This is a genomic window from Ruminococcus sp. D54t1_190329_F1 (genome assembly GCF_015551645.1).
Lineage (GTDB): Bacteria > Bacillota > Clostridia > Lachnospirales > Lachnospiraceae > Blautia_A > Blautia_A faecis.
In genome coordinates, this window is the sequence record NZ_JADNDC010000030.1 from 1 (window position 1) to 15,303 (window position 15,303).

The 15,303-nt window shown below is 42.6% G+C and carries 12 protein-coding genes and 1 rRNA gene; 9 read left to right on the top strand and 4 right to left on the bottom strand.

From position 1 onward, the window contains the following. A 23S ribosomal RNA gene (locus I2D69_RS13865) occupies window positions 1-126 on the top strand; the annotation flags it as partial. 201 nt (window positions 127-327) lie between these two features. Continuing rightward, window positions 328-2,007: an AAA family ATPase gene (locus I2D69_RS13870; protein ID WP_148460987.1), complete on the top strand. Its 1,680-nt coding sequence runs from the start codon at window positions 328-330 to the stop codon at window positions 2,005-2,007. Window positions 2,008-2,050: 43 nt separating this feature from the next. Here I2D69_RS13870 and I2D69_RS13875 read toward each other — a convergent pair whose 3' ends face one another. Continuing rightward, entirely contained in the window at window positions 2,051-2,875 is an 825-nt protein-coding gene (locus I2D69_RS13875) for an RNA methyltransferase (protein WP_148460988.1), read from the bottom strand. A gap of 513 nt (window positions 2,876-3,388) precedes the next feature. Here I2D69_RS13875 and I2D69_RS13880 point away from each other — a divergent pair. Together I2D69_RS13880 and I2D69_RS13885 are read left to right on the top strand one after the other, a co-directional pair. Further along, window positions 3,389-3,823, top strand: a complete 435-nt coding sequence (locus tag I2D69_RS13880; RefSeq protein WP_148460989.1) for an Rrf2 family transcriptional regulator — start codon at window positions 3,389-3,391, stop codon at window positions 3,821-3,823. Between the two features lie 377 nt (window positions 3,824-4,200). Then, window positions 4,201-4,617, top strand: a complete 417-nt coding sequence (locus I2D69_RS13885) for a hypothetical protein (protein WP_227198921.1) — start codon at window positions 4,201-4,203, stop codon at window positions 4,615-4,617. 72 nt (window positions 4,618-4,689) lie between these two features. On the opposite strand, the gene I2D69_RS13890 is transcribed toward I2D69_RS13885, so the two are convergent. Both I2D69_RS13890 and I2D69_RS13895 read right to left on the bottom strand, forming a co-directional pair. Beyond that, on the bottom strand, window positions 4,690-7,581 hold the full coding sequence (locus I2D69_RS13890) for a HAMP domain-containing sensor histidine kinase (protein ID WP_243243831.1): 2,892 nt from the start codon (window positions 7,579-7,581) through the stop codon (window positions 4,690-4,692). A 90-nt stretch (window positions 7,582-7,671) separates the two neighbouring features. Further along, entirely contained in the window at window positions 7,672-8,367 is a 696-nt protein-coding gene (locus I2D69_RS13895) for a response regulator transcription factor (RefSeq protein ID WP_173717828.1), read from the bottom strand. Window positions 8,368-8,827: 460 nt separating this feature from the next. Here I2D69_RS13895 and I2D69_RS13900 point away from each other — a divergent pair, with 460 nt between their 5' ends. The 4 genes from I2D69_RS13900 (at window position 8,828) to I2D69_RS13915 (ending at window position 13,796) form a co-directional block, all read left to right on the top strand. Further along, window positions 8,828-10,945 (top strand): EAL domain-containing protein, encoded by a 2,118-nt coding sequence (locus I2D69_RS13900; RefSeq protein ID WP_195380079.1) that lies wholly within the window; start codon window positions 8,828-8,830, stop codon window positions 10,943-10,945. A gap of 133 nt (window positions 10,946-11,078) precedes the next feature. Further along, a complete protein-coding gene (locus I2D69_RS13905) occupies window positions 11,079-11,660 on the top strand; it encodes a TetR/AcrR family transcriptional regulator (RefSeq protein WP_195380080.1) in 582 nt (193 codons plus the stop codon). Between the two features lie 165 nt (window positions 11,661-11,825). Then, entirely contained in the window at window positions 11,826-12,410 is a 585-nt protein-coding gene (locus tag I2D69_RS13910; RefSeq protein ID WP_195380081.1) for a DUF308 domain-containing protein, read from the top strand. Window positions 12,411-12,422: 12 nt separating this feature from the next. After that, window positions 12,423-13,796, top strand: a complete 1,374-nt coding sequence (locus tag I2D69_RS13915) for a radical SAM protein (RefSeq protein ID WP_118582075.1) — start codon at window positions 12,423-12,425, stop codon at window positions 13,794-13,796. A gap of 119 nt (window positions 13,797-13,915) precedes the next feature. On the opposite strand, the gene I2D69_RS13920 is transcribed toward I2D69_RS13915, so the two are convergent. Further along, window positions 13,916-14,104, bottom strand: a complete 189-nt coding sequence (locus I2D69_RS13920; protein ID WP_118582078.1) for a hypothetical protein — start codon at window positions 14,102-14,104, stop codon at window positions 13,916-13,918. 326 nt (window positions 14,105-14,430) lie between these two features. Between I2D69_RS13920 and I2D69_RS13925 the strand changes: the two genes are divergently transcribed. Beyond that, a complete protein-coding gene (locus I2D69_RS13925) occupies window positions 14,431-15,291 on the top strand; it encodes a class I SAM-dependent methyltransferase (protein WP_173773551.1) in 861 nt (286 codons plus the stop codon). Window positions 15,292-15,303 lie beyond the last annotated feature (12 nt).

Genomic DNA, 15,303 nt, shown 5'->3' on the forward strand with positions numbered 1-15,303 from the left:
CTCAAGATGAGATGTCCCATTCGAAAGAAGTAAACCCCCTTGAAGACGACGAGGTAGATAGGGCAGGGGTGGAAGTGCAGTAATGCATGGAGCTGACTGTTACTAATAGGGTGAGGGCTTGACCAAGAAATGAGAAAGGCGGTTGCAAAGCGGTTGCCGGACTCACGCAGAGGTAAAATGATTCCATTAGGATGTAACATGTATGTAGTTTTGAAGATACAGTAAATGAGACGGTAACCATTTGGTTATCGTTTTTTTATTTGCTGAAACTATACTGCTGTGTTATCATGTTTATATAAAAAATATCTGTTTAGGAAGGAAGGGCATATGGGAAATCCTAATATTCCAGTAGGTATCTCTGATTTTAAAGAGATACGTGAGAATAATAACTATTATATTGATAAAAGCGGTTTCATATCTGAACTCCTAACCGATGGTGCAGCGAAAGTAACATTGATTACCAGACCGAGACGATTTGGGAAAACATTGGGCATGAGCATGCTCTACTATTTCTTTAATGTTCGAAATGAGAGTCAGAAATTATTCGAAGGGCTTGAAATTTCAAGAAATCACGAGCTTTGTGAAAAATGGTTGAATAAGTGGCCTACTATTTTTTTGACATTTAAAGATATAGATGGACTTGATTTTGCAAGTGCGTATGACCAGCTGGTATTTACCATCTCTGATTTGTATCAGAAATACAGTTTTTTGCTGGAAAGCGAAGAAATTGATGAAGAAGATCGTAAGCGCTTTAAACTTCTGAAATCTGGTGAGGGAAGCAAAATTTTGGTTATCAGATCTCTTAGTCTGCTTATGCGTCTGCTCGAGAATTATTACCATAAGCAGATGATTTTGCTTATAGATGAATATGACGTTCCTATAGCAAAAGCCAGCAGCAAAGGATATTACCAGCAAATGCTGGAAATTATCAGAGGTATGATGAGTACTGCATTAAAAGATAATACTTCATTGAAATTTGCTGTTATCACAGGCTGTTTGCAGATTGCAAAAGAGAGCATTTTTACAGGGACAAATAACTTTGTTACAGATACGATTGCAAATACCGGATTCAATGAATATTTCGGATTTACCCAGCAGGAGGTCAACAAAATCCTGGAAGATACAGGGACAGTGCAGTATGCAAAGCAGATGAAGGAATGGTACGATGGATATCATATGGGAGAAATTGATGTGTACTGCCCGTGGGATGTTATGAATTATTTGCGGGAACTTCAGAGAAATCCCAAAGCGCAGCCAGTCAGTTATTGGAAAAATACCAGTGACAACGCAATTATCCGCTCTTTCATCGATTTTGCAGGCAATAGCATTACGGACAAAATGGAAACATTGCTTTCTGGTGGATATATTCTTCAGGATATTGATGAGAACCTGACTTATGATTATTTGCATTCATCCGAAAGTAATCTTTGGAGTATTCTTTACATGACTGGTTATCTGACAGAAGCGCGGATTTCAGAAGGGAAAACTGCATTTTCACCGGATACCAAAGCATTAAAGATACCAAATGCGGAAATAAGAGAAATTTTTGAAACTACGGTAATGAAGTGGTTTGCTGACAGTGTGAAAAAATGGAATCGAACAGCGATTTTTCAGGCTCTCTGGAATCAAAAACCAGAAATTATAACCAGAGAAATGAATCTATTGCTGTGGAATACCATCAGTTATCATGATTATAAAGAAGACTTCTATCATGCGTTTCTCACAGGCATTTTTATGGGAGATGGTGAACAGATTGAATCGAACAAAGAGCATGGATTGGGAAGACCAGATCTTGTGATTATTGATAAAGCCAATGGAAAGGTAGCGATTTTCGAAGTAAAATATTCGCAAAGCATGAAACAGTTAAATAAAGATTGTGATAAAGCACTGGCGCAGATGAAAGAGAGAAAGTATGCAGAGGATTATAAGGACAGGTATAAAGATATCTTTTGTTATGGAATCTCATTTTATAAAAAGGAATGTCTGGTGAAAATGCTGGAGTCTTAGAACCTGTTTAAACACGCTCTGGAAAAGGTGAGGAAGCATTCCCTCACCTTTTTCCAAGTTCCCAGAAAGCCACAGCACTTGCGGCAGCTACATTCAGGGAATCCACTTCATGGGACATGGGGATTTTTACGGTGTAATCGCAGCCGGTGATGGTTGCATCCACCAGTCCGTCTCCTTCAGCTCCAAGGATAATCGCCAGTTTTTCTTCGGCTTGAAGGGCTGGGGCGTCAATGCTGATGGAATCGTTCCGAAGAGCCATTGCTACAGTTTTAAATCCGAGAGAGCGAAGCTGCTCCATTCCAGCTTCCGGCCAGGACACTTTTTTATGAAAATAAGTCCATGGAATCTGAAAAACAGTACCCATACTTACCCGGGTGGCTCTGCGGTAAAGAGGATCACAACAGCCTGGGGTGAGAAGAACCGCATCCATATGAAGCGCGGCAGCTGAACGAAAAATGGCTCCGATATTGGTTGGGTTCACTACATTTTCCAGAATGGCGATACGGCGGGCATTTTTGCAGATATCTTCCACAGAGGGAAGGTCCCGGCGAGTCATGGCACAAAGCATTCCACGGGTAAGTGCAAAGCCTGTAAGCTTTACAAGTACCTCATAATCTGCTGTATAAACCGGAATTCCCGGGAACTTTTGTAACAATTCTTTTCCTTCTTTTTCCAGATCCTTGTGTTGAACTAAAAAAGAAACCGGCTGATATCCGGCATTGGCCGCGCGTTGGATTACCTTTGGGCTTTCTGCGATAAAAAGTCCTGGTTTGGGCTCATAGAATCGTAGAAGCTGCACCTCCGGAATTCTGGCGTAAACATCCAGCTCCGGGGCAGTGAAATCTGTTATTTCAATTCGGTTACTCATTTCGTTTTCTCCTGTTTTTCAAGTGCTTTTTAAATGATACTTGTTTGATAAAGCATTTTATTATCAGCATTATTATAAGGGAAAGACAGGTAAATTGCGATTCTTTTTTCAGCATATTTCTGCAATCGACACGCTCTAGCTCGGGAAAGGAAACGATATGAGAAAAATTAGAATTTTAGGGACTGCTGTTATTACCCGCCAATTGATGGGGAAAAGGATGTCACGTTTAAAATCATCCAGAATGATCAGGCAGTTGAAACTCTTGACAGCCTTATGACGACACAGCAGTTCCGGTAATTTATGAGGGAACATCAGAGAGTGAGAAAAAGTTCACATTGCGAACCGGCTTATCAGTTCGCGCAGCGGCTCATGCGCAGACGATAACTATTTCCGGAATACTGGATTATCTGCGAATAAAAAGGTAATTTCCTATTGAAATAATAGGAATTAGAAGGTATAATCTTCTGTAGAGTGATTTTGCATTTGCAGAATCACAGAGCAGGAGGAATGAAGATGAGAATATCCACTAAGGGTAGATATGCAATAAAGTTAATGCTTGATCTGGCTACCAATGACAATGGAGAGCCGATCAGGTTAAAGGATGTAGCGCGCAGACAGGAGATTTCTGAGAAATATCTGGAGCAGATCATTTCTGTATTAAATAAGGCTGGATATGTGAAGAGTGTCCGCGGACCACAGGGCGGTTACTCCCTGCAGCGAAGACCAGAAGAGTACACAGTAGGCATGATCCTCAGACTGACAGAAGGCTGTCTGTCACCGGTAGACTGTGTCGCACCAGACGGAGGCGGCTGCGAGAAAGGTGATGCATGCGTCACACGTATCCTCTGGAAGAAGATTGATGATGCTATCAATGAAGTGGTAGATAATATTACATTAGGAGACCTTCTTGACTGGCAGGCTGCAAGCGCAGATGATTATGTAATTTAATTGTAACTATTCAGAAGGCAGTATTCCGCCAGGTGTTTTTTGTAAACGTAGTTCACAGAAAATCCGAGAATTGCGGCGCGAAATCATGCAAAGCATGATTTCTGTGCATCGCGGAGCGTGTAACTGTGAAGGTACTGAACAGTTACATTTAATTATAAAATGCATATTGAAAAGAAAAAAACATATGCTATAATGCCAATGGGCAAAGAGATGTGAAAAATCCATGTAGTTCAACTACAAACGAAAACCCCAGTGTTGCAGCACTGGGGTTTTCTATTCCAAATTTTTGATGGAATGTCCGCCGCATAAACACACCTGCCCTGCGTGAAGCGCTGTATGTAAAGTACGGTCTGGATCAGCCAGTAGCTGTCCAGTTTGTGAACTACGCAAAAAATATGTTAAAAGGTGATCTTGGTGTCAGCTACAATATTTCCAAGAACACTCCTATTTCCCAGATGATTCAGACAAGACTTCCAATTTCTATTGGAATCGGAGGACTTGCCGTTATCATCGGAGCGATAGTAGGACTGCTACTGGGACTATTGGCAGCCCTGAAATATAACACCATATGGGATTCGCTGGCCACGGTCATATCGGTAATCGGTGTGTCGGTGCCGTCTTACGTATTTGCTCTTGCTCTTAGCTACAGCCTTGGTTTCCGCCTCCAGTGGTTCCCGATGCTGTACAAAGCGAACAATGCAGGCATGTCCAGTGTACTTCCAAGCATTGCTCTTTCCATGTTTACCATTGGAGAGTTTGAGAAATTTAAGAGTATGCCGAGACTGGAATATTAATTGCAAAACAGCAGCAGAAGTAAACTAATCGCTTACTCCTGCTGCTATTTTTATAGCTGCATATGATAAAAATCATCTCGCTTCCGGTTTGGGCTGAGCAGGGACTTCTGCGTCAGTGCACTTGGAATTCTGCGCCTGGAAGGTGATAGTCACTTTGAATAAATCCCCATCCAGGTAAAGCTGGAATTTGCCGCCCTGGAGCTCAGTAAGACTTTTGGCAATGCTAAGTCCAAGCCCGCTTCCCTCGGTGCCACGGGCTACGTCACCGCGGACGAAACGCTCGGTAAGTTCCTCGGCAGCGAAATTTAACGGCTGGGCGGAAATATTTTTCAGGGTGAAAACCACCTGACCGTGGGCGTTCATTACTTCCGCGTAAACCCGGGTGTCTTCCATGGCATATTTTGTTACATTTCCGAAAATATTTTCCAATACACGCCACAGCCGCTGGCCATCTGCATAGATTACAGAAGGTTCATCTGGAAAATGTACCATCATGGTAAGATGGTGTTCTTCGAAACGCTCCTCGAACTCTCCGATTACCTGATGGAGCATTTCTACGAAATCAAGATTATTCATGTTCAGTGTCAGATTTCCGGTGCTGGCCTTGGAGGCTTCTACAACATCCTCTGTGAGTACCTTCAGCCGGGCTGCCTTGGCTTCCAGAATATCCAGATATTCCAGGACTTTCGGATCTGTAAAATTCTCACGTTTCAGAAGATCAACGTAGCTGATAATGGAAGTCAGCGGGGTCTTCAGATCGTGGGAAACGTTGGTGATCAGCTCGGTTTTCATCCGCTCATTTTTCACACTGTTTTCTACGGCTGCGTCAAGACCGCTTCCAATGTTATTAATATATTCTGCAATATGTTTATCATCGCCCCAAAGCCGTTTCAGAGGAATTTTATATTGCAGGTTTCCATTGGAAATTTCTCTCAGTCCTTTTATGATCTGTTCTCTGCTGCAGGCTTTTGTAATGACATATAGCAGTATCAAAAGATCAGCCAGACAGCTGAAGAAAAAGAACAGCTGCATGCTGCCAAGTAAGGGACCGCAGATTATATATTTGATGAAAAGAAAGCAAAGAAAAGCGAAGGTTGCTTTCAGTCTGGCAGCAGTGTTTCTGGAGTAGAGATCAGCAAGGGCGTGAAGCTTGTGACTGGCTGAATGAATCAGTCTGGAGGTCAGGACAAGAAGACGGCGCAGGATGCTGTTTTTCCAGAGCTGCTTTGCCTTGATCCGCCGTACCAGGCTAAGGTAGCCAATCTGGAACCAGAATAAAGTGTAAAGCCCCAGAATCATAAGCTTCAGCAACAGACTCACATCAAGGAGTGATGTGGCACGCAGTCTGTCAGTCTGATAGTCTGCAAAGGACAGGCATTGTAAAAGGAGTACCAGGACAGGAAACCATGCAAGCAGAATCAGTCCTGCAGAAAGCTCGGTTGGCCAGCGGTCAAAAAAGCAAAGGTGCAGCTTTTGGTCGCTGTTTTTTCTTCCGGCAATTGCTGTTAGCCATACAAACGCAGCCAGGAAAAGAAAGCCGCACAGCAGGAAGAAAAGAAATACCGGCTTCTGATAGCTGGAATAGTTTTCAAAAAATGTTTTGTCGGCAAAAAAGGTATCGGAAACAGGAAATGCCTGATCCACATAGGCGGCAAAGATGAAATTGCTGTTTACTGCTGGCAGCAGGGAGTTTGCCACCTCCTTCCAGGAGTCGCAGGTAACATTGTTTCCGGGGAAAGTATTGTATTTCTTGAGCCCTGCCAGGTTGCTGGTAAATCCATCTGGTTGATATTGGATAAGAACATAGGAAATACCATTTATAGATTTTAAAAGATCTGTCAGTTTTGTGCAATAATCGATGGTGCCCCCCATATTGTCAGCTGTAGGATTTTCTATGGCTGAATCAACGTGTGTTACACTGCGTTCCAAGGTATAGCCCAGCTGGGCTTCCAGCTTGCTGTCATTGGAAATAACCTGTCCGTCATCCTCGTTAATGTAAATGTAACTCATGTTGGAGTGACCCTGGGAATAATTTTTCAGAATCTGCTCCTGCTGGATATAAAAGTCAGTTCTGGAAAGAAGGCTGTAAAGAGATTCGAAAGCCTCATCTATGCGGTCGTTCCATTTGGCATTGGAATTTAGAACATCCAGAATGCTGTCTGCGCCTTGGGGCGGATAAGCCTCTGTTGGTTCATAATATCCATCATAGAGGGAGATGGAATCATAGAGCACTTTGCCGTCCCCGGATGTGATCTGAATGCCGGAAAGATCATCCATTACACCATATTGCATGTCGTTTTTGATGTCTTCGATAAGCTGTTTGAGATTTTCATCGTAGGATGCTATTTCAGTTGCAGAGTCACTGAATCCGTAATACTCCATATCCACAGAAAAATCCAGCTCTCCACTGTCAATTTTTTCCAGAAAATCCTGAACATAATAATAATGCCGGGAAAGTGACTCGCCGGCAGAAGAAGCCTGGTGGCAGATCACAATGGGATTTCCACTGGAGGTATCAAAATCCTGCGCCCATTTTTCCAGGTCTGAAACTGAATAGGCCAGACCGGAGGTGTTTTGAAAAGAGATTTCTTCATCGTTGGCAATTTCATTAAGATCAACTACTTGGGATGCAGATGTCTGATTTAAAGAAGTGTGAGCCGCAGATGAGGCATTTTTGTCAGATGACTGGGAAGCTTCATTTTGGGCAAGGCCTTTCCAGGATACATTAGTATAGGGAAATGTAACAGAAATTCCGTACATCACGTCATAGGCTGCGTCGTAGAGGGTATTGGCAAATGCCGTGGAATCCAGATAATCTTTCCCGGAATCAGAAAGCCTCAGACCATGTGCCAAAGAGGTAATTAAAAATAAACCTAAGAAGATTACAGCTCCCAGAAAAATATATTGCAATAGGAGCAAAAGCCCTTTGATACCAGGGCTGCGGTGCCATTTTTTCTTTTCCATATGATTAACCCCTTTCTTGATAATGTGCTGCTTATCGTATTGGTAACGCCATTTGGCATATCCAATAGCGAATCTTTCAAATACTTTTAATCAAAGCTTTTCAATTTTATACCCAAGTCCCCAGACAACTTTTAAATACCTGGGCTCCTTGGGATTGATCTCAATCTTTTCCCGGATATGCCGGATATGCACGGCAATTGTGTTATCTGCCGCAATTGCTTCTTCATTCCAGATATTTTCATAAATTTGATTGATGGAAAATACCCGGCCCTGATTCTTTATGAGAAGAAGCAGAATATTATATTCAATTGGCGTAAGCTTCAGGGCTTCGCCATCCACCTGAACTTCTTTCTGATCGTCATTCACCGTCAGCCCGCCGGTTGTATAAATATGCTGACTTTCACAGGAAACTGCTGCACCCAGCTGGGTATATCTTCGAAGCTGGGAACGAACCCTGGCAATCAGCTCTAAAGGACTAAAGGGCTTGGTTACGTAATCGTCAGCTCCAACATTCAATCCAAGAATTTTATCTGCATCCTCGGACTTTGCTGAAAGAATAATAATAGGGAGAGAATGCTCCTCCCTGATTTTCAAAGTTGCCCTGATGCCATCCAGCTTCGGCATCATAACGTCGATGATCAACAGATCTACCTCATTTTTCTGTAAAACCAAAAGTGCCTGTTGTCCATCGTAAGCCTTTAGAATCTGGTGACCTTCCTGTTCCAGATAAATGCTGATGGCTTCTACAATATCTTTATCATCATCACATACAAGAATTGTTGCCATTTTCTTTTTCACCTCCCCTGTAATATATAAGGTATCAGACAAAATTTAAGATGAAAGGGGTAAAATCTTAAGATATTCTTATGAAAATATTGTACGTAAGCTTATGGATACACTGCACCGTATAAAAACGTACTTGTCCGATAAATATGAGTGTAAAAGAAAGCCACGCTAAATGCAACAATATTGTCGGCTTTTGTCAGCTTTTAGCTGCTCCACTCTTTTTTGAAAGTGAGCAATAGGGTCATCATACTGTTTTTCCAATTCATTCAGCCAGCCAATAGATTCTATTGTTTTCTGGCGGGAGCATTTCTTAGCTTTATTGTAATATGTGTCATTTTGCCTAAAAAAAAACAGAAAAACTTTCGCGAGTTGACCTGTTGCGTATTGAAAAGGAATAGCTTATAATATTTTTAATAGTTTTAATCGTTGGATTTACATTCAGAAATGGAAAAGGACGCGTATGAGACAGGAGAAGAGAACTGAGACAATTACATACATAGTAGATGAGTCATATCGAATTCAGTATATGAGTAAAGCACTGATGAAACAGTTTTCGAATTTTGAGCCCGGAGAGATCTGTTATGAGAAGTTTCGGGGAAGAGAGAAGCCCTGTCGTAATTGCCCGTTGGCACATCCGAATCGGAAGACAGATTTATTTTATAATGAAGATCAGGGAAAATGGCTGAAAATCAATGCCGGAGAGGTCGAGTGGCCGGGAGCAGGGAACTGTCATGTAATTTTAGCAAAGGATATTTACGAGGAGGATATGGATAATCTTTGCCGTTTTGTAAATATGAAGAAGGAGATTCTGGAACGGAGAAACCCGGGCAAGACGGAGAAGAATAAGCTTACAGGTTTATTTGCCAGAATTCCTTTTTTTACACAGACAGAAGCTTTTCTCAGAGTAAATGAAACTGCGGCAGGGAAATACTGTCTGGTAGCCATTGATATTGAACATTTTAAGCTTTTTAACGAATGGTATGGTCAGGTGGCAGGAGACAAGCTCCTGAGAGAAATCGGGGCGCATCTTAATAAAATGCGTCAGGAATTTGGCGGGCTTGCCGGATATATGGGTGGGGATGATTTTGTAATTGTTCTTCCAAATGATGAAAAAGTTCTCGAAAACCTAAAATGCCGTATTACCGGGTTTGTGCGTGCGTACGGTGGACATACCGGATTCCTTCCTGCTTTTGGTTTTTATGTAATTGATGATATCAGTCTCAGTGCTTCACAGATGTATGACCGGGCAATTCTTGCGCAGGAGACAGTAAAGGGAAATTATGCTGTACGCTGTGCTTATTACAGCTCAGATATGAAGACACGACTGGAGAATAATCATGTGCTCCTTGCTGAAGTGCAGGCCGGTCTGGAAAGAGATGAATTTATCTACTATCTTCAACCGAAATGTAATCTGAATACAGGTAAGATCGTTGGGCTGGAATCCCTGGTGCGCTGGAAGCACCCAGAGAAGGGGATTGTGGCACCTGGATATTTTATTCCGGTTATGGAGCGTAACGGACTGATCACGGAACTGGACATGAAGGTGTGGGAGCAGGTTTGCCAGACGCTGCAGGATTGGATAAAAAGCGGACATAGAGTAATTCCTATTTCTGTTAATGTATCCAGTGTGGATATTTATGCAATTGATGTGGTAGAGCATTTTAAAAATCTGGTTCGCAAATATGGGCTTCCGCCGGAATATGTAGAGCTGGAGATTACGGAAAGTGCTTATGTAGAAGAATATAAGGTGATCACCGGTGTGGCAGAGGCACTGCGAAATGCGGGCTTTACCGTTCTGATGGATGATTTTGGAAGCGGATATTCTTCTTTGAATATGCTGAAGGATGTAAATGTAGACGTTCTGAAGATTGACATGAAGTTCCTGAAAATGGATGAGAATACCATGGACAAGGGAATGGGAATTCTTGAGGCTGTTACCAGAATGGCAAATATTATGGGACTTCGCATGATCGCAGAGGGAGTCGAGACGGAAGACCAGATTAACTATCTGCTGAATATGGGCTGTATTTATGGCCAGGGCTATTTCTTCTACAAGCCTCTTCCAGTCGAAGAAATAAAAATACTTCTCAATGACGAGAATAATGTGGATTACCGTGGGATTCAGGCGCGAAAAATTGAGCATATACGTTTCAAGGATCTGTTTCAGTCAGAGCTGGCAAGCGACAGTATACTGAATAATATTCTTGGACCAATTGCCATTTATGATGTATATTGTGACAATGTGGAGCTGCTGCAGGTAAATGATAAGTACTGTCTGCTGGTTGGACAGGATCCTGTGGATCTGGCAGAGAATGTTCAGGTCATGGAGGCAATACACCCGGATGACAGGAAAAAAATGCAGAATATTTTCCAGCGGTCTTTCCAGAGACTGGCTGAAGGTGCAGAGGGAACTGTGCGTCGCAGAAGAGAAGACGGTCAGTATATCTGGATAAATATCAAAGCATTTTTCCTGAGAGAACAGGATGGACATAAAATGTTTTATGGAGCTGTCCGGGACGTATCCGAAGAAATGAATCAGTTCCAGAAATTGATGTTTTATCAGAACAGGGGAAATTAATGTAAATGCAAGGGCGCGTTGTCCTTGCATTTTAAATTGGTTTGTGGCATAATCTGTGATAATAACTTAACAAGCCAGAAACATAGCCGATTAGGCTTTTTTACGGCTTCATTTCAAGATGACAGGTGAGAAAATGTCTGGTTTTACGAAAGAAATTATTATCAGGACTTTGTTTGAACTGCTTAATGAGAAACCTCTTGCGAAAATTACAGTGAAGGATATTGTGGAGCGCTGCGGTGTGAACCGGAATACTTTCTATTATCATTTCCGCGATATTTCTGATGTTGTGGAATCAGCTCTTCTTCGGGAAGTGGACAATGCCTTTGAACATCCGGTGGAAGTGGATTCTATGCTGGAATGCCTTGAGGTACTGGTGAATCTGATCGGAGAGAACAAGAAGGCCATGCTCCATATTTACTGTTCCGTGCAGAGAGAAACGTTTACCAGTGTACTGGATAAAATGTGCCAGTATGTTATAAAGCAGTATATCGTACATAATTTTGAAGAAGAAATTATGGAAAAAGAAGATATGAAGGTGCTCATGCATTTTTATAAATGCGTAATGATCGGAGTGATTCTGGACTGGATGGATCACAGGATGTCTTACGATCTGACAGAATATGCAGAGAAACTGCGTGAACTCTATGAAAATACTTTTGAGAAAACATTGGAAAAGGCGGCAGGAACCAAACCTGCTTATCTGAAAATCGTATAGGGAATTTATAAATCTGCTTTTTTCCTCGGAGAATGGAAATGCGGTAAGCTTTTAGGCAAATACAGGATTGTGTCTGAATTTCAGACACAGTCCTTTTTTTGTCCGTTCCTTTTTGAAATTTATCTTACTATAATAAATCCATGAAAAGCAGAAAGGAGAATCAGAATGAATTCGTCAGGAACTTTGAAAATAGCACGAAATGGATATATAGTGATAGCAGTTGTTTTCTGTGCTTTGGGAATTTTTTTGATGGCTGTTCCGGAAAAAGCCGTGAAAATAATTTGTGTTCTTGCAGGAATTCTGTTTATTGCAGATGGAATTATAAAAATAATCGGATATTTTTCCAGAGATTTTTACTGTCTGGCTTTTCAATTTGACCTTGGCTTTGGAATTCTCATGATTGCAGTTGGAATTCTGATTCTGGTGAGAAGGGAAGCCATACTAAGACTGATTTTCGTGATTTTCGGTCTGGTGATTCTGACCGATGCATTGCTTCGGATCCAAATGTCAGTGGAAGCGAAAAAATTCGGCTTGAAGCTCTGGTGGGCAGTTTTGCTTATCGCAGTAGCAACCGGAATATTTGGAATGCTTCTTCTTGTTGATCCGGCAGGAGGTGCAAAGCTGACTGTGGTTTTTACAGGCGTGGCATTTCTGCTGGAGGGAATACTGAAGCTTTGCGTGGTAGTATACACTGTGAAAATCCGTGAGAATGAAAATGTAGTCTGGGAAGATGAATTCAGAGAAATTTAAAGGAGGAGCATTATGAAACTGATTGATAAAGCAAAACAGGCCGCTATGGAAGGTGCTGTAACAAAAGCATTAGAATATCTGGAAAAGGATCCGGAGACAAACATTCCGAAGCTGATGGAGCTGGTAGATAAATTCACTCCGCAGGACTGGTATAAAGGTCAGAGAGATGCCATTCGTAATGCAATCCAGGACACAGACAGCAACTGGTATAAGCTGATCATGAACCTGTATCAGCTGGATCCAGGTGTTCGAAAAGTATTTTTCCAGAACTTTATTGTAAATGCCAGCTTAAAGGGAAGTGCAAGACAGGAAGAGGTTGCTGCACAGAACAATTGCAATGTTCCGTGGGCAATCCTTCTGGATCCTACAAGTGCCTGTAATCTGCATTGCACAGGATGCTGGGCAGCAGAGTATGGTCACAAGCTGAACCTGGATCTGGAGACCATTGACTCCATTATCAGACAGGGTAAAGAGCTTGGTGTTTACATGTATATTTATACCGGTGGTGAACCTACTGTACGTAAGAAGGATCTTATTAAACTTTGTGAGATGCATCCGGATTGTGAGTTCCTTTCCTTCTCAAACGGGACACTTTTCGATGAGGAATTCTGTGATGAAATCTTAAGAGTAAAGAACTTCGTTCCGGCATTCAGTCTGGAAGGTTCCGAGGAAGCCAACGACGGACGCCGTGGAGAGGGAATCTATCAGAAGGTTATGCATGCAATGAAACTGTTGAAGGACAGAGGTCTTCCATTTGGAGTTTCCACCTGCTATACAGGCATGAACGTAGACAGTGTAAGCAGTGAGGAATATTTTGACAAGCTGATTGACTGTGGTGCATTATTTGCATGGTTCTTCCATTACATGCCAGTTGGAAATGATGCTTCACCGGAGCTTCTTCTGACACCGGACCAGCGAGAAGAAATGTATCATGCAATTCGTAAATTCAGAAGCACAAAAGCAATCTTTACGCTGGATTTCCAGAATGATGCTGAATTTGTACATGGATGTATTGCAGGTGGAAGACATTATCTGCATATTAATGCAAATGGTGATGTGGAGCCTTGTGTATTCATCCATTATTCAAACTGCAATATCAAAGATACTTCTCTTCTGGACGCACTGAAGAGCCCGATTTTCCAGGCTTATCATGATAACCAGCCTTTCAACGAGAACATGCTTCGTCCATGTCCAATGCTGGAGAATCCGGAGATCCTGCGTAAATTAGTTGCAGAGACCGGCGCGAAATCCACTGATCTTCAGTCACCGGAGAGTGCAGAGCATCTTTGCGGCAAATGTGATAAATATGCAGCCTGCTGGAAAGAGAGAGCAGATCAGCTGTGGGATGAGAGACAGAAGGAAAAGGCAGAAAAAGCCAGATGCTGATAGTTTGCTGCAGGAATATGCAGAAAGAATGATTTCATAATAAAGTCTGAGTATAGTATGTCACTTGCAACGGCATCTGTACTCAGACTTTTTGTGCATGAGGAGCAAAAAACAGAGGACTAATAATTGTATGCACCCTCATAAGCATTGCAGCGCTCCTTGCGCTTCGACTGATTTTCGCAGCTGCTGCACCTGTCGCAGAATTCCTGTTCATAGCAGGTGGAACAGACGCAGCCCTTGCAGGCGTTGCGGTCGTAGGCGGAGGTACAGGTGTAAGGAAGTTTATTATCGGTAGTCTTTTCTGACATTTGAATCACGCTCCTTTTTAATGTGATTATAGTGCGAAAAAATATGTGGTTCAATGGGAAAAATCCGAAAAAAGTGAGGCAGATTTTTGGGCACTTTTTCAGGGAAGAAGATGAACAAAATTGACGTGGGTACAGTTTTCTGCTATCATAAATTTGTTCTTTGATATTAGGCGAAATGAAAGTCAGTTACATTGCGTTTGTGGCGATTCCCAGGGGTTGTCCGCATTCGTGCTATAAATGATTCATGATTTTACTTATACAGATATGATTCATGGATGACATTTAGGACTTTTGTGCGAAATAATAGAAAATGAGGTAAAAATAAAATGTGGATAGCAAATGGCTGGAAAGAATACGAAGTAATTGATACTTCCTGCGGCGAGAAACTGGAGAGATGGGGGAAATATCTCCTTGTCCGTCCGGATCCGCAGGTAATCTGGGATACACCGAAGACAGAGCCAGGATGGCGCAAGATGAACGCACACTATCACCGCAGCTCCAAGGGAGGCGGTGAATGGGAGTTCTTTGATCTGCCCCAGCAGTGGGATCTTCATTACAAGAATCTTACGTTCCATCTGAAACCATTCAGCTTCAAGCACACCGGTCTTTTCCCGGAGCAGGCAGCAAACTGGGACTGGTTTGGAGACAAGATCCGCAAGGCTGGCAGACCGATCAAGGTTCTGAATCTGTTTGCTTATACAGGTGGTGCAACTCTTGCGGCGGCAGCCGCAGGTGCATCCGTTACACACGTAGATGCCTCTAAGGGAATGGTTACCTGGGCGAAAGAGAATGCGGCAGCAAGTGGTCTTGCTGATGCACCAATCCGCTGGCTGGTAGATGACTGCGTGAAGTTTGTAGAGCGTGAAATCCGCCGGGGGAATCACTATGACGCAATTATCATGGATCCTCCGTCCTATGGAAGAGGACCAAAAGGCGAAATCTGGAAAATTGAGGATGCCATTCATCCCCTGGTGAAGCTTTGCACAAAGATTCTCAGCGATGATCCCCTGTTTTTCCTGATCAATTCCTACACCACCGGACTTGCTCCGGCTGTACTTACTTATATGCTGGCAACAGAGATGAAGAAGTATAAGGGACATGTAGATTCCCAGGAAATTGGTCTTCCGGTGAAGTCAAATGGGCTGGTATTGCCATGCGGTGCTTCTGGAAGATGGGAAGCGGTTTAAGTTACTGTTCAC

Coding starts and splice junctions, on each gene's coding strand:
- I2D69_RS13900 (WP_195380079.1), top strand. CDS start 8,828: ATGAGACAGGAGAAGAGAACTGAGACAATTACATACATAGTAGATGAG.
- I2D69_RS13875 (WP_148460988.1), bottom strand. CDS start 2,875: ATGAGTAACCGAATTGAAATAACAGATTTCACTGCCCCGGAGCTGGAT.
- I2D69_RS13895 (WP_173717828.1), bottom strand. CDS start 8,367: ATGGCAACAATTCTTGTATGTGATGATGATAAAGATATTGTAGAAGCC.
- I2D69_RS13905 (WP_195380080.1), top strand. CDS start 11,079: ATGTCTGGTTTTACGAAAGAAATTATTATCAGGACTTTGTTTGAACTG.
- I2D69_RS13890 (WP_243243831.1), bottom strand. CDS start 7,581: ATGGAAAAGAAAAAATGGCACCGCAGCCCTGGTATCAAAGGGCTTTTG.
- I2D69_RS13920 (WP_118582078.1), bottom strand. CDS start 14,104: ATGTCAGAAAAGACTACCGATAATAAACTTCCTTACACCTGTACCTCC.
- I2D69_RS13910 (WP_195380081.1), top strand. CDS start 11,826: ATGAATTCGTCAGGAACTTTGAAAATAGCACGAAATGGATATATAGTG.
- I2D69_RS13880 (WP_148460989.1), top strand. CDS start 3,389: ATGAGAATATCCACTAAGGGTAGATATGCAATAAAGTTAATGCTTGAT.
- I2D69_RS13870 (WP_148460987.1), top strand. CDS start 328: ATGGGAAATCCTAATATTCCAGTAGGTATCTCTGATTTTAAAGAGATA.
- I2D69_RS13915 (WP_118582075.1), top strand. CDS start 12,423: ATGAAACTGATTGATAAAGCAAAACAGGCCGCTATGGAAGGTGCTGTA.
- I2D69_RS13925 (WP_173773551.1), top strand. CDS start 14,431: ATGTGGATAGCAAATGGCTGGAAAGAATACGAAGTAATTGATACTTCC.